The organism is Micromonospora sp. WMMD708, from assembly GCF_049315245.1.
Classification (GTDB): Bacteria; Actinomycetota; Actinomycetes; order Mycobacteriales; family Micromonosporaceae; genus Micromonospora; species Micromonospora wenchangensis.
This window is the reverse complement of record NZ_CP186060.1, coordinates 3,262,944-3,277,404: the sequence shown is the minus strand read 5'-3', so window position 1 is coordinate 3,277,404 and position 14,461 is coordinate 3,262,944. Positions and strand designations below refer to the sequence as shown.

General features: G+C 72.9%; 11 protein-coding genes. 3 read left to right on the top strand and 8 right to left on the bottom strand.

Translation table 11 applies throughout. The features are described from left to right. Position 1: 1 nt before the first annotated feature. From ACN260_RS14460 to ACN260_RS14435, 6 genes are read right to left on the bottom strand one after another with little or no spacing between them, the layout of a single operon-like run. Positions 2–982, bottom strand: a complete 981-nt coding sequence (locus ACN260_RS14460; RefSeq protein ID WP_422756460.1) for an STM4011 family radical SAM protein — start codon at positions 980–982, stop codon at positions 2–4. Then, entirely contained in the window at positions 979–2,304 is a 1,326-nt protein-coding gene (locus tag ACN260_RS14455; protein WP_422756459.1) for an STM4012 family radical SAM protein, read from the bottom strand. Before ACN260_RS14455 ends, ACN260_RS14460 begins: the two co-directional genes overlap by 4 nt. Then, positions 2,301–3,104 (bottom strand): STM4013/SEN3800 family hydrolase, encoded by an 804-nt coding sequence (locus ACN260_RS14450; RefSeq protein ID WP_422756458.1) that lies wholly within the window; start codon positions 3,102–3,104, stop codon positions 2,301–2,303. The genes ACN260_RS14455 and ACN260_RS14450 overlap by 4 nt, the downstream gene beginning before the upstream one ends. Further along, the gene (locus ACN260_RS14445) at positions 3,092–4,168 is read right to left on the bottom strand and encodes an STM4014 family protein (RefSeq protein ID WP_422756457.1); all 1,077 of its coding nucleotides are present in this window, start codon (positions 4,166–4,168) and stop codon (positions 3,092–3,094) included. The genes ACN260_RS14450 and ACN260_RS14445 overlap by 13 nt, the downstream gene beginning before the upstream one ends. Position 4,169: 1 nt before the next feature. Then, entirely contained in the window at positions 4,170–5,120 is a 951-nt protein-coding gene (locus ACN260_RS14440) for an STM4015 family protein (protein ID WP_422756456.1), read from the bottom strand. Positions 5,121–5,126: 6 nt separating this feature from the next. Continuing rightward, positions 5,127–6,059 (bottom strand): STM4015 family protein, encoded by a 933-nt coding sequence (locus tag ACN260_RS14435; protein ID WP_422756455.1) that lies wholly within the window; start codon positions 6,057–6,059, stop codon positions 5,127–5,129. Positions 6,060–6,262: 203 nt separating this feature from the next. Here ACN260_RS14435 and ACN260_RS14430 point away from each other — a divergent pair, with 203 nt between their 5' ends. The 3 genes from ACN260_RS14430 (at position 6,263) to ACN260_RS14420 (ending at position 11,714) form a co-directional block, all read left to right on the top strand. After that, the gene (locus tag ACN260_RS14430; protein WP_422756454.1) at positions 6,263–7,729 is read left to right on the top strand and encodes a pectinesterase family protein; all 1,467 of its coding nucleotides are present in this window, start codon (positions 6,263–6,265) and stop codon (positions 7,727–7,729) included. Between the two features lie 299 nt (positions 7,730–8,028). Next, positions 8,029–10,221, top strand: a complete 2,193-nt coding sequence (locus ACN260_RS14425) for a carbohydrate-binding module family 20 domain-containing protein (RefSeq protein WP_422756453.1) — start codon at positions 8,029–8,031, stop codon at positions 10,219–10,221. Between the two features lie 167 nt (positions 10,222–10,388). Continuing rightward, positions 10,389–11,714: a right-handed parallel beta-helix repeat-containing protein gene (locus ACN260_RS14420; RefSeq protein WP_422756452.1), complete on the top strand. Its 1,326-nt coding sequence runs from the start codon at positions 10,389–10,391 to the stop codon at positions 11,712–11,714. Here the strand turns inward: ACN260_RS14420 and ACN260_RS14415 are convergent. Then, positions 11,626–12,969, bottom strand: coding sequence for an MFS transporter (locus ACN260_RS14415; protein ID WP_422756451.1), 1,344 nt, complete (start codon positions 12,967–12,969; stop codon positions 11,626–11,628). The genes ACN260_RS14420 and ACN260_RS14415 overlap by 89 nt on opposite strands. Positions 12,970–13,030: 61 nt before the next feature. Further along, the gene (locus ACN260_RS14410; protein WP_422756450.1) at positions 13,031–14,404 is read right to left on the bottom strand and encodes a carbohydrate-binding protein; all 1,374 of its coding nucleotides are present in this window, start codon (positions 14,402–14,404) and stop codon (positions 13,031–13,033) included. Positions 14,405–14,461 lie beyond the last annotated feature (57 nt).

Below are 14,461 nucleotides of genomic sequence, written 5' to 3'. Positions count from 1 at the left end.
TTCAGAGTTCGGGGCCCGGGGCCGGCCAGGCGGCGGGAATGCGTTCCAGCACCCCACCGGCGAACACGTCGCGCAACCCGAGCGGCTTGAGGTGGACGTACCCGATGTGGCAGTCGCAGAGGGCGGCGTCGCACGCCCGGGGCTTCAGGGCGGCCCGCCACGACCCGTCGTAGAGGTTGCCGATCGGCGTGGGCCGGAAGTGGCAGCGGCGCACGGTGCCGTCGCCCGCGACGGAGATCGCCGTCTCCCCGGCGTGGCAGGGGCGGTCGAGCGACGGGTGCGGGCGGACGCTCCAGCCGAACAGCGGGTCCAGCGCCGTCCAGGCCGCCTCCTGCCCGGCGGTGTACCGGTGCCCGTCGGCGGCGTTGACCCACAGGTACACCTGCGCGGGCAGGGCGGCGCGCAACGCCTGAGCCTCGGCCAGGTGCTCGGGCAGGCCGACAACCCCCACCGAGTAGCGCACGCCCAGCTCGGACAGGCGGGTACAGCGGTCGAGGAATCGCTCCCGGCTGACCTGCCCCGGGTGGTACGTCGTCCACAGTGCCGCCGTGGCCCGGTCGGCGTCGGCCAGCCAGTCCACCCGGGCGGCCAGGTTGGTCTGGATGACGACCCGGTCGACGTGCGGCAGATGCGACAGCGTCACCATCGCCTCGCGGTACCAGCTGCGGGTCAGCCCCTCGCCCCACGGGGTGAACAGCACCGACAGCCGCCGGTCGGTGGTGGCCGCCACCCACCCGGTGAACCGCTCCAGCGCGGCCCGGTCGGCGCGCAGCAGCTCCGGCGGGTCGACCCGCTTGGCGAACGGGCAGTACGGGCAGTCGTAGTTGCAGCTCGCCAACGGCCCCCGGTAGAGCACCGCCAGCTCCGCCCCGACGTCGGCGGGCCCGGCTCCGGAACACCCCGACCGCGTCGCCCGGGGTGCGACGGGGTGCAGCGGCAGCGCCCTGCGCGGCGGTACGACGTGCGGCGGCGCAGCGGTCACCGGGGCACGTACCCGGTCATCGCCTGCCTCACCCGGGCGGAGGTCAGCCACGGGCCGATCGCGTCGGAGCGGGCCAACCCGGCCGGGGTGAGCCGCAGCCCGTCGGCGTCCGCCCAGCCCCGGTCGGCCAACCGCCCCAGCTCGGGGAAGTCCTCGCCCGGCGGCCGGCCGAACCGGGCGGCGTAGGCCGCCGCGTCGACCCCCTCGGCGCGCAGCAACGACTTGAGCAACCACCGGCGGCGCTGCTCGGCGCCGTCGAGGGCGAACCCGAACTCGGCGTACCGGAAGTCGTCCGCCGGCCGGGCCAGGTAGTCGTTTAGGACCAACCGGACCTGCGACACCGCGACCGCGTAGTCGAACGAGTAGTGCAGCGCGGTGGTGTAGGAGCGCGCCCCGCAACCGAGCCCGACCATGCCGTCGTCCTGGCAGCAGTAGTCCGGCCCGGCCGGGGCGGGCACGTCGGCGCGGCGGAACTGCCGCATCGACTCCTGCCGGTAGCCGGCCGCGCCGAGGACCTCCACCGCCTGCTCGTAGAGGGCCAGCCGCTGGGCGTCCCAGTCGGCCCGGCCGTGGGCCCGCCGACCCAGCCCGGTCAACGGCCGCACGTAGAGCGGGTACAAATACAGCTCCTCCGGCCGCCAGGCCAGCGCCGCGTCCAGGCTCTCCCGCCAGGTCGCCGCCGTCTGCCCGTCGATGCCGTAGATCAGGTCGATGTTGAGCACCGGGACCGCCGCGGCCCGGATCGCGCCGAGCGCCGCCTCCACCTCCGCGCGCCGCTGCGGCCGGCCGGCGGCCCGCGCCTCGACGTCGAGGAAGCTCTGCACGCCGATGCTCACCCGGTGCACCCCGTGCGCCGCCAGCACCGCGAGCCGGTCCGGCGTCGCGGTGGCCGGCGAGGTCTCCACCGCCAGCGGTACGCCCGGCAGCCGCGCCCCGGAGACTCCGGTGACGATGTCGAACAGGTCGGTCAGCTCGTCGGCGGTCAGGTAGGTGGGGGTGCCGCCACCCAGCGCCACCCGGGCGTACCCGGCGTCGTCGCCGAGCGCGTCGGCGACCCGTTCGGACTGCCGGCGCAGTTGCCGCAGGTAGGCCGTCACCTGTTCCTGCGGGGCGTTGGCCCGGGTGAACAGGTTGCAGAAGCCGCAGCGCATCTCGCAGAACGGCAGGTGCACGTAGAGGAAGAGCGCGTCGCGGGCCTCGGCCCGCCACACGTCGGCCAGCAGCGGCCGGGGCCGCAGTGCCCGGTAGGAGGTCTTGTGCGGGTACGCGTAGAGGTACTGCTGGTACGGCGAGCCGTCGAGGCCCGTGTCGGTGCTGGTCACCATTCCCCCGGTCGCAGAGTGAAGTGGGCGTACGGGACGGTCCACACCACGTCGTGGCCGATCCGGTGGCCGGTGTGCCCGTCCTCGCCGTACGCCGTGCCGTGGTCGGAACAGATGATCGTGAACACCGGCCGTCCCCGCCCGGTGAGCAGGGCGAACAGCCGGTCGACCCGGGAGTCGACGTACTCCAGGGCGGCGGCGTGGCTGTCCCGGCTGTCGTGCGCCGCGCCGGGCAGGTGGTGCCGGTTGGGTTGGTGCAGGGCGGCGACGTTGAGGAAGGTGAACACCGGCCGGTCGGCGGGCTGGCCGGGCAGCACCTCGGCCAGCCGGTCGAGCTGCGCGTCCAGGCAGGTGGGGGAGGTGACCCCGAACTCCGGTTCCCAGTGCGCCTCGGCGAACAGGCCCGGCAGCACCGACCCGAGCGGGGTGCGCCGGTTGAAGAAGCCCACCCCGCCCAGGCAGAGCGTGTGGTAGCCGGCCCCGGCCAGCGCGGTCGGCAGGTCGGGGGCGTCGAAGACCCAGGTGTCGTCCCCGGCGGTCTCACTGCCCGGGAACTCCGCCGCGTACAGCCGCTCGTGCCGGCCCGGCCCGACCGGGGTGGGCAGGAAACCGGCGAAGAAGGCGTGGTGCGCGGCGTAGGTGAAGCTGGCGGGGGAGTGCCGCTGCTCCCACCGCCCGCCCGGCAGCGCCCGGGCCAGCCGGGGTGTCCGCCCGGCCGCGGCCAGCTCGGCGGCCACGTCGAAGCGCAGCGTGTCGAGGGTGACCAGGCAGATGTCGTGACTGCCGATCAGCGTGCGCATCCGACCTCCTGCCGCCACCGCTCCCACCGGCCACTTGTCAACGCGTGCACCTGCTCGGCGTAGGTGTCCCGGCCGTCGGTCAGCACCCCGGGCAGCAGGTCGCCGAACGCGTTGACCTCGGCCACCGCATGCCGCCGCCAGCCCACCAGGAACATCAGGTCGACCCCGACGTGCAGCGACCGGGGGAAGCACGCCGCCGCCCGCTCGCAGGTCCGCATCGCCGCCGCCCAGGCCGTCGGGCCGGCCGCCGCCCGCAGCGCGGCCAGGTCGCCGCGCGCGTTGCCCAAGTGCAGGTTGGTCAGCGGGCCCCGGGCCGCCCGGACCACGGCATGGGTGGGCCGGCCGGCGACCACCACCACCCGCAGGTCGACCACCCGGTCGGCCAGCCCGGCCTTGGGCAGCCACTGCTCCACGTGCAGGCCCTCCGGGGCGAGCCGGTCGACCAGCGCCGCGACGGTCGCCTCGTCGTCGTAGCGGCGCAGCCGCAACGAGTTGAACAGCCCGTCCGGGGTGATCTCGATCGGGGTGACCGCCTGGATCCGGCGTGGCCCGACCGCGAGCGCGATCACCCCGGCCGCCGACGAGCCGTGTGCCGGCTTGACGAACACCCGGTGCCAGCCGGCCGCCGCCATCGCCGCCCGCAACTGCGGATAGCCCTCGACCGGCGGCAAAGCCGCCGGCACCGGCACCCCGGCTGCCGACAGCAGCGCGTGGCAGCGGCGCTTGTCGCACAGCGCCGCCACGTCGTCAGGGTGGTTGAGCAGCGTCGCGCCCCCGGCGGCCACCCGGCCCGTTGCGGCCACCAGCCCGGCGTACGTGTCGGCGAGGCCGATCAGCTCCCCGTGCCGGGCGGGGGTGGCCGCGCCGCGCAGCAGCCGGTCCACCTCCGCGTCCTCGCCGGGGGAGTCGATCCGGACCAGGGCGTCGGCGTCCGGCGGGGCGGCCCCGGTGAGCACCCGCGCCCAGGGCAGCACCGTCGGATCGGGCAACCCCGCCCCGCGTACGGCCCGCCGGAACAGCGCGACCCGCCGGTTGTCGGGGTTGCCCACCACGGTCAGTCGCATGTCACTCCGACACCGCCGTGTAGCGGTAGGTCTCCCCGTCGTCCTCGTCCGGCTCCTGCGGCTCGGAGACGTCCACCTCGACACCGGGCAACGCGGCGACCACCCGGTCGGCGGCCTCCTCCGACAGGTAATGGTGGTGCAGGTCGAGCGCGGACAGGTGGGTCAGGGGCTGCCCGGCGAGCAGCGCGGCCAGCCCGTCGTCGGACAGGGTGCCCAGCGACAGGTCGAGCCGCTCCAACCGGGGCACCACGGCGGCGGTGGCGAGCGCGGCGGCCAGCTCGTCGGCGATCTCGGCGTTGCGCAGCCCGAGCCGGCGCAGCGCCGGGAAGAGCTTCCCGGCCAGCAGCGCCTCCAGGTCGGCCACGGTGGTGTTCCCGCCGTACTCGTCGGTGCCCAGCCACAGGTCCAGGTGGTGCAGCGCGGGCAGCTCCGAGGCGAGCACCGCGGCGACGAACTCCCGGGACAGGCCGCCGCTCTGCACGGACAGTTTCCGCAGCCGCCCGTGCCGCACCGGGGAGAAGCTGAAGTCCTCGCCGCCGCGCACCCGCAGCACCTCCAGCTGCGGGTAGGCCGTCAGCAACGGACTGACGTCGCCGACCCGCATCCAGGAGACCTCGCACTCCTCGACGACCATGTCGCCGAGGAACAGGGCCCGCAGCCGGGGCAACCGGTCCGCCGCCGCGCAGAGCTGGGCGATCGGGGCGTGGTGGAACGCCGCGTATCCCCAGGCCCCGACGACGAGCGCCTCGACCCGGTCACCTACCTGCTCGACGAACCTGTCGAACCGGTCCCGGAACTGTTCCGACAGGGTGGGCTGCCGGGCGTTCCCGTCGAAGTGCCAGTCGGCGATCCGCCAGCAGACCTCGCCGTCCACGACGGGCGGCGGCCCGTCGGCGGGGAACTCGACCACCGGCCGGCCGGCGAACGTGCGGGCGTGGGAACCGAAGGTCATCGTCGCTCACTCCCCGACCGCGGTGAACCGGTAGACCGTGCCGTTGTACTCGTCGGGCGTCTGCGGGTCGTCCAGGTCGACCTGGACGCCGGGCAGCGCGTCGGTCAGCCGCTGCGCGACCTCGGGCGAGAGGAAGTGGTGGTGCAGGTCGAGGCGGCGCAGGTGGGTCAGCGGCTGCCCGGCCAGCAGCGCCTCGGCGCCGGGGTCGGTGAGCACCCCCATCGACAGGTCGAGCACCTCCAGCCGGGACACCACCGGGGCGGTGGCCACCGCCCGCGCGACGTGGTCGGCGAACTCGGCGTTGCAGACCGCCAGGTGCCGCAGCGCGGGCAGCCGGTCGCCGGCCAGGATGGCGGCCAGGTCCTCGACGCCGGTGTCGCCGCCGTAGTCCTGCCGGCCGAGCCACAGGTCGAGCCGGCGCAGGGCGGGCAGGTCGCAGTCGCCCACCGCCCGGGTCACCGCACCGGGCAGGCCGCCGGTCTGGAAGCCCAGCTCCCGCAGGCCGGTGTGGCGCACCGGTTGCAGGGTCAGCTCGTTGGCCCCGCGTACCCACAGCGTCTCCAGCTCCGGGTAGGCGGTCAGCAGCGGGGTGAGGTCACCGTGGGTGAGCCAGGAGATCTCACACTGCTCGCTGACCAGGTCGGCCAGGAACACCGCGCGCAGGCCGGTCCAGTCCTTCGCGGCGTCGGCCAGCAGGTCGACCGGGAGCGCCCGCTCGTACGCCGAGCCCCACTCGCCGATCACCAGGGCGCGGACCGCCTCGCCGGGCACCTCCGCCCGCAGCGCCGCGACCAGGCCGGCGAACTCCTCCGGCTCGGCCTCGAAGTCCTCGACCTCCAGCCGCCAGGCGACGGCCGACGGGTCGTCGGGCAGGGTCATCCCCGGTGTGAAGGGGACCACCGGCATTCCGGCGAACGACGACAAGTGCGAACGGATCACGCCTACCTCCGGCTCGACTGGTGTGACAGCGGCGCGACCGTAACAGGCCCGACCGACAGGATGATCAGCACCGGGTGACCGGACCGGTCCGCGCCCACCAGGGGTGTCCGGTCGGTGACGCTTTACAGCGGAAGGTGGGTGTGGGAGGCTCAGGAAAGCGCTCCCACGGCTGTCCGTGTCGGATACCCCTGGGGAGTTCGCTCGTGAGAAATCGCACCCGGCGGGCGGCGTCGATCGTCGCCACCGCCGTCACCACCACCCTCGTCGCCGGTGTCGTCACCGCCGTCTCGGCGCAGGCCGCCGCCGGCTGTCAGGTCACCTACCAGGTCGGCGCCCAGTGGGCCGGCGGCTTCACCGCCGCCATCTCGATCAGGAACCTGGGCGACCCCGTCACCGGCTGGCGGCTCGGCTGGACCTTCCCGGCCGGGCAGACGATCACCAGCGCGTGGGGCTTCACCGCCAGCCCGACCAGCGGCAACGTGGTCGCCACCAACCTCGACTACAACGCCGCCATCGCCACCGGCGGCGTCGTGGACGTCGGCTTCAACGGCACCTGGACCGGCAGCAACCCCGACCCCGCCGGCTTCACCCTCAACGGCACCGCCTGCACCGGGTCGACCACCCCCACCACCGCCGCGCCGACGACACCACCGCCGTCCACCACCCCGCCACCGACGACGCCGCCACCGACCACCCCGCCGCCGGTGACCACCCCGCCCCCGACCACGACCCCGCCGCCGACCACCACGCCGCCGCCGACCACCGCGACGCCGACGGTCGCCGCGGACGGCACCGGCAGGTACCGCACGGTCCAGGCCGCCATCGACGCGGTGCCGGCGAACAGTTCCAGCCGCACCACGATCACCATCAAGCCCGGTACCTACCGCGAGGTCGTCCGGGTAGCGTCGAACAAGACAAACGTCACCCTGCGGGGCCTCGGTTCGGCGCCCTCGAACGTCGTGCTCGTCTACAACAACTCCGCAGGCACCCGCAAGCCGGACGGCACGACCTACGGCACCTTCAACAGCGCGAGCATGTTCGTCGACGGGGCGAACTTCGTCGCCGAGAACCTGACCATCGCCAACGACTTCGTGGAGAACTCCTCGGGCGTCGACCAGCAGGCGGTGGCGTTGCACCTGAACGCCGACCGGGCGGTGCTGCGCAACGTCCGGCTCCTCGGTGACCAGGACACCTTCCTGGTCAACGACAAGACCCGGGCGTACGTGGTCGGCTCCTACGTGGAGGGCACCGTCGACTTCATCTTCGGCGGCGGCACGATCGTCATCGACGGCAGTTCGATCTACGAGAAGCGGTCGACCGGTGGACCGATCACCGCCGCCCGGACGCCGGCCAGCAAGATGTACGGGATGCTGATCTACCGGTCGACGGTCACCGGGGCGACGAACAACACCACCCAGCTCGGCCGCCCGTGGGGGCCGGACGCCCAGGTCCTCTACCGCGAGTCGACGCTGAGCGCGACCATGAAGACCGCCCAGCCCTGGACCGACATGTCCGGCAACGTGTGGCAGAACGCGCGGTTCCGCGAGTACCGCAACACCGGGCCCGGTGCCGGCACGAACGGCAACCGTCCGCAGCTCACTGATGCGCAGGCGGCCACCTACACGCCGCAGCGCTACCTCGCCGGAAGCGACGGCTGGGACCCGATGTGAGCACCCGGCCGCCACGGCCCTGAACGAGGGTCACCCGCAGGCCCGGTTTCCCCGTCCCGACCTCCGGGGCGGGGAAACCGGGCCTGCGTGCGTGGTGCCCCTCGTGGACGGTGGGGCGGCGACGCCGGGTGGCGGACGGGATGCACCCTGCAACACCTTGCAGATCATTGCCGGCGGATGTCGAAAAGTTTGCCGCAAGGTCTTGCAAAACCTTTCATCAATGCCGCATCGTCTTCTCCACCGGACGGCCGTCCCACCGCCAAGCGCCTCTTCGACCCCCGGAAGTAGGTCCACTCCCGATGTCCACACCCCGCGTCTCCCGGGGAACCCGTCTGCGACGGGGCCTCCTCGCTCTCGCCGTCACCGCCACCTCCCTCGCCGGCCTGAGCGCGCTGCCGGCCACCGTTCCCGCCACCGCCGCCGTCGCCCTCAACGACAGCGAGGTCACCGCGAACCTCTGGGAATGGAACTGGCGCTCCGTCGCCGCCGCGTGCACCGACCACCTCGGTCCGGCCGGCTACGGCGCGGTCCAGGTCGCCCCGCCGCAGGAGTCGGTCAGCCTGCCGAGCAGCGCCGACGGCGTCCACCCCTGGTACGAGGTCTACCAGCCGGTCTCCTACCGGCTGGAGAGCCGGTTCGGCACCCGGCAGCAGTTCGCCGACATGGTCACCACCTGCCACAACGCCGGCGTACGGGTGTACGTCGACGCGGTGGTCAACCACATGGCCGGTGCCAACAACCCCGAGTCGGTCGTCGGGTACGCCGGCACCGACTTCTCCGGCCCCGGCTACAGCTTCCCGGCCGTGCCCTACGGCACCGGCGACTTCCACCGCCCGGGGGACAACTGCCCGACCTCCGGTGCGATCAACGACTGGAACAACGAGGCGCAGGTGACCAGCTGCGAGCTGCTCTCCCTGACCGACCTCTACACCGAGAAGGACAGCGTCCGTACCAAGATCGCCGGGTTCCTCAACGACCTGGTCGGCCTCGGTGTCGACGGGTTCCGGGTGGACGCGGTCAAGCACGTGAAGAAGGACGACTTCGCCGCGATCCTCGGCAAGGTGCGCAACACCACCGCCGAGAACAAGCGCCCGTACGTCGCCCAGGAGATCTTCGACGGGGCCAGCAACGACGCGCTCAAGGCCCGGGCCTTCATCGGCAACGGCGACGTGCTCGACTTCGGGTACGCCAAGGGCCTGAAGTCGGCGTTCCAGGGCTCGATCGCCAACCTGGCCAACGTCGGCAGCTGGAACCTCGACGCGCCCAGCGCCAACGTGTTCGCCATGGTCACCAACCACGACCTGGAGCGCGACGGGGTGGTGCTGTCCTACCGCGACGGCAGCGACTACGTCCTGGCCAACTACTTCGCGCTGGCCTACCCGCACGGCAAGCCGTCGGTCTACGACAGCTTCACCTGGTCCAACCGCAACCAGTCGCCGCCCGCCGACGGCAACGGGTACGTCACCGACACCGTCTGCGGCGGCAGTTGGAACTGCCTGACCCGGTCCACCGGGATCAAGGGCATGGTCGGCTGGGCGAACACCGCGAAGTCGGTCAAGACCGTCTCCGACTTCACCGTGGTCAACAGCAACGTCATCGGCTTCCACCGGGGCGACCGGGCCTGGATCGGGATCAACGACTCCGGGGCCGCCACCACCGCCACCTTCACCACCGGCCTGGCCGACGGGTCGTACTGCGACGTGATCTCCGGGGCGCGCGGCACGGCCGGCTGCACCGGCACCACGGTGACCGTCAGCGGCGGCCGGGCCACGGTGCAGATCCCCGCCAACGGTGCGGTGGCGCTGCACGTCAACGCGAAGGGCGGCCCGGCGACCACGCCCACCGCCACCCCGACGCCCACGGCGAGCGCCTCGCCGACGCCGACCGCACCGGCCGGCACGGTCGCCACCACCTTCACCGTGACCGCCGCGCTGGCCGGCGACCAGAGCGCCTACGTCGTCGGCAGTGTCCCTGCGCTGGGCTCGTGGGCCCCGGCCGCCGCCGTCCCGCTGACCGCGCAGGGCGGTGGGACGTACCGGGCGGTGGTCAACCTGCCGGCGTCCTCGACCGTGGAGTTCAAGTTCCTCAAGAAGACCACGGCCGGCGTCGTGACCTGGGAATCGGGGAGCAATCGGACGCTGACCACGCCGAGCGGCGGCACCGCGTCGGTCACCGACACCTTCCGGGGTGACCCGGCGGGCACCCAGGGCGCGTCGTTCACCGTCAACGCCACCACCTCGTACGGGCAGAACGTCTTCGTGGTGGGCAGCGTCGCGGCGCTGGGCTCGTGGAACCCGGCCAACGCGGTGGCGCTCTCCTCGGCCGCCTACCCGCTGTGGCGGGCCGCGGTCGCCCTGCCGGCGAACACGACGTTCGAGTACAAATATCTCAAGAAGAACCCGAACGGCACGGTGACCTGGGAGTCCGGTGGCAACCGCAGCGCCACCGTCGGGTCCACCGGTTCGTGGAGCGCCAACGACACCTGGCGGTGACGCCGGGCGTACCACGGCGGCCGATCCCCTTCCCGGGGGTCGGCCGCCGCGCCGTTCGACCTCCGGTCACGGTGACACCTGAGGTTGACGGATGTCGATGTCCTCTCGTATCGTCCGGGGAAAGCGCTTTCTCGCTCCCTCGCCACCCGCCCGCCGGAGGTACGCCCATGCGCCCGTCCCCGCAGCGCCGGCTGGGCCCGCTGGTCGCCGCCGGTCGGATCGGGTTGCAGACCGCGTCGTCGGTGGCCACCTTCGACGACGTCCTGGTCCGCGACGGCGGCACCGCGCCGACCACACCGCCCAGCCCCACACCGCCGAGCCCCACCCCGTCGGTCACGCCGTCACCCGGCACGCCGCCCGTGACCCCGCCACCCACCGTGCCGCCGCCCGGGACCGTCGTGCTGGTGGTGGCCACCGACGGCGACGACGCCAACCCCGGCACGCTGGCCCGGCCGTTGCGCACCATCCAACGCGCGCACGACCTGGCCCAGCCCGGAACCACCATCGCGGTACGCGGCGGTACCTACGCGCCGACCAGCACCATCAAGATCCTCAAGGACGGCAACGGGTACCACCCGATCACCCTGATGAACTACCAGGGCGAGAAGGTGGTCATCGACGGCGAGAACATGCCGTACACGCCGGCCGCGGTGGGCGCCGGCATCCCCCGCGCCGACCGGGGTGTGCTGCACGTCGAGGCCGACTGGTGGCGGTTCGTCGGCCTGGAGATCATCCACGGCCCGTACGGGATCTTCGGCGTCGACACCAACTACGGCAGGTACGAGCGCCTGGTCACCCGGGACAACTACGAGTCCGGACTGCACCTGCAGGGCGAGTCCAGCGGCAACCGGATCGTCAACCTGGACAGCTACGGCAACCGCGACCCCCGCAAGAACGGCGAGAGCGCCGACGGGCTGGCCATCAAGGAGGGTGCGGGCCTCGACAACCGGGTGAGCGGCGCGCGGCTGTGGCGCAACTCCGACGACGGGTTCGACGCCTGGCTGTTCGAGTCGCCCATCCTGATCGAGGACAGCGTCGCCTACGACAACGGCTACAACTACTGGGACCTGCCCGACTACGCAGGTGACGGCAACGGCTTCAAGCACGGCGGTGGCAACGATCCACGCCCCGCCGTCGACCACGTGACCCGCAACAGCATGGCCTGGGGCAACTCGGCCGGCGGCTTCGTCGACAACGGCAACCCCGGCGCGCTGGTCTTCGAGCGCAATACCGCATGGCGCAACGGTAGGGCCGGCTTCGACGTCTCCCGATCCTCCTCCCAACTGAACCGCAACCTCGCGGTCGGCAACGCCCCGGACGTGTCGCCCGGCTCCTCGACCGGGACCGGCAACTCCTGGGACCTCGGTGGCACCTGGCCGCTGGCCAGCACCGACCCGACGACGATCACCGGCCCCCGGGCCGCCGACGGATCCGTCCCGACGTCGGACTTCCTGCGCCCCGCACGCGGCGTCGACGTGGGTGCCCGGCTCTGACCGGCGCCTGCCCGGCCGGCTCGCGGGGGATGACCAGGGCGCCCCACAGCGCGGCGAGGAGCGCGAAGCCCGCCGCGACCGGGTACGCGAGCGACCCGGAACGCCCGACCAGGACCCCGCCGAGCGCGGTGCCGACCGGGAATCCGATCAGGTTGACGCTGATGGAAACCGTCATGACCCGGCCCAGCCGGGCTGGATCGGTGCGCCGTTGTCGCAGCGACAGCACACCCACGTTGAGGGCACCCTCCAGCAGACCGAACAACGCCAGCCCGACCGCCAGGACGGCGAGCGTCGCGATGACGCCCAGCGGGTAGATCGCGACGGCGGAGAGCGCCATGGTGACGATCAGCAGCAGCCGTTCGCGGCCGGCCCGCAGCAGTCTGCCCGCGGCCAGCGCACCGGCCGCACCACACAGACCCACCAGACTCCAGAGCGCGCCGGTGTACTGCTCGGTGTGTCCTGCGCCGCCGACCCGCTGGGCCACCGAGACCGGTACCGCCACGACGAGGATGCCGAAGGTGACCTGGAAGCAGGAGTAGGACAGGGCGAGCCCGCGCAGGGTGGCGTCGCGGACGAGGTAGGTGACGCCCTCCCACGCCTCGCGCAGCAGGTGCCGGCGCTCGGCCCGGGGCGGCTCGGCGGCCGACCCGCGCAGCAGCAGCAGGCTCAGCGCGGCCAGGACGTACATCGCTGCCACCAGTACCAGCGCCGGGTCGGGGCCGATCAGCGCGATCACGGCACCGCCGACCAGCGGACCGACGACCTCGATGACCGAGTAGGTGCTGAGGTCCAGCGCGTTGGCCTTGTCGTAGGCGGCGTCGGGCACGAACCGGGGGATCAGCGTGCGGATCCCGCCCGCGCTCAGCGGGCTGGTCAACGAGAAGAGCCCCAGCAGGGCCAGCAGCACGGCGGGGGTGAGCCGGCCACCCGCGGATGCCAGCGCGATCAGACCGATGAGGAGGGCGCTGGCGAGGTTGTCCAGGACGACCGCGCGGGCGGCGCCCACCCGGTCGAGCAGCGCGCCCGCCATCGGGCTGGCCAGGAAGCCGGGCAGGGTCAGGAAGAACCCGCTCAGCCCGGCCAGGACCGGGGAACGGAACCGCGCGAGGACGTAGAGCACGACGACGAACAGCAGCATCTCGGACGCCAGGCGGGCCAGCGAGGCCGACAGCAGCAACTGGGGCACGTTGCGGGTGGTGAGCACCTGCCGGTAGGTCATCGGCGTCGCCGGTGCGGGTACGGGGTCGGCTGTCATTCCCGGAATACTCCCGACGGGTCGGGGCCCCGCTGCGGGCGGGGGCCCCGACCCGTCGGGTTCAGCGTCCCTGGAGCGTGCGGACGTTGTCGCCGAAGGTCCAGCCCTTGGACCCGTCCCAGTTCACCGACCAGGTCATCAGCCCCTTCAGGCCGCCCCGGTAGGCGTTCCACGCCTGCGCCACCGAGGCCGGTGCCAGGTAGCCGCCGCCGGCGCCGGGCTGCGCGGGCAGGCCCGGCACCTGCCTGTCGTACGGGACGCGGATGGTGGTGCCCTGGACGACCAGGCCGGCGTTGAGGCAGTCGGTCTGGGCGGTGAAGCCCGCCACCGTTCCGGCCGGGTACGAGTCACCGGCGCAGCCGTACATGCTGCCGTTGTAGTACTGCATGTTCAGCCACCAGAGCCGTCCGTTGTCGACGTACCGCTTGATGACCGGCAGGTACGCGCCCCAGATCGAGCCGTAGGTGACGCTGCCGCCGGTGACGTACGCGGTCTCCGGGGCCATGGTGAGGCCGAAGCCGGCCGGCATCTGGGCCAGCACCCCGTCGATGATGCGGATCAGGTTGGCCTGTGAGGTGGACGGCCGGGTGATGTCGCCGCTGCCGGTGAGTCCGGTCTCGATGTCGATGTCGATGCCGTCGAAGTGGTACCGCTTGAGGATCGGCACGACGGTGGCGACGAACCGGTCGGCGACGGCTGCCGAGCCGAGGTCGATGCCGGCGGTGGCGCCGCCGATCGACAGCAGCAGGGTCAGCCCGGCGGCCTTGGCCTGGCACATCTCGGTCGGGGTGGGCACCTTAACGGTGGCGTCCATGCCGTCCTCCCAGAGCACCGTGCCGTCGGCGCGGATCACCGGGAAGGCGGCGGTGACCACGTTGTAGCCGTGTCCGGTGATCCGGGCGTCGGTGATCGGGATCCAGCCCAGCGGCGGGTGGACGCCGTTGGCCGCGCCGTCCCAGTTTTCCCAGTAGCCCTGGAGCACCTTACCGGCCGGGCGGGGCTTCAGCGCGCAACCCGTGCCGTCGGGCGGCGGTGTCGTCGTGCCGGGCGTGGCGGTGGGGGACGGCGTGCGGGTGGGCGTCGGGGTCGGTGACGGGGGCCGGGTGGGCGTGGCGGTCGGGGTCGGTGACGGGGTGGGGGAGGGGGTGCCGGTGCACTCGCCCAGGTCGCGCCAGAGCGCCGGGACGGCGGCCGGGTTCCAGCCGGCGCCGGCCGGCGGGGTGTGGGTCACCAGCGACTCGTAGAGGTGGCCGAGGTAGCTGACCCGGGTGCCGGCCGGGTAGCTGACGCCCTCGGCCCAGGCCGGTGCGGAGCAGGCCGCGAGGGTGCCGGCGGTGGCGGTGGTCGGCGCGGCGACGCCGTTCGCGGCCGGCAGCGCGGCGGCGAACAGCACCGCACCGGCCAGCACGGCCGTCGTCGCAGGTCGAAGTCGCATGACATACCTCCTCGTCGATGGCGGGGAGGCTATCAGTTAAGTTTGTTAAATGTAAAT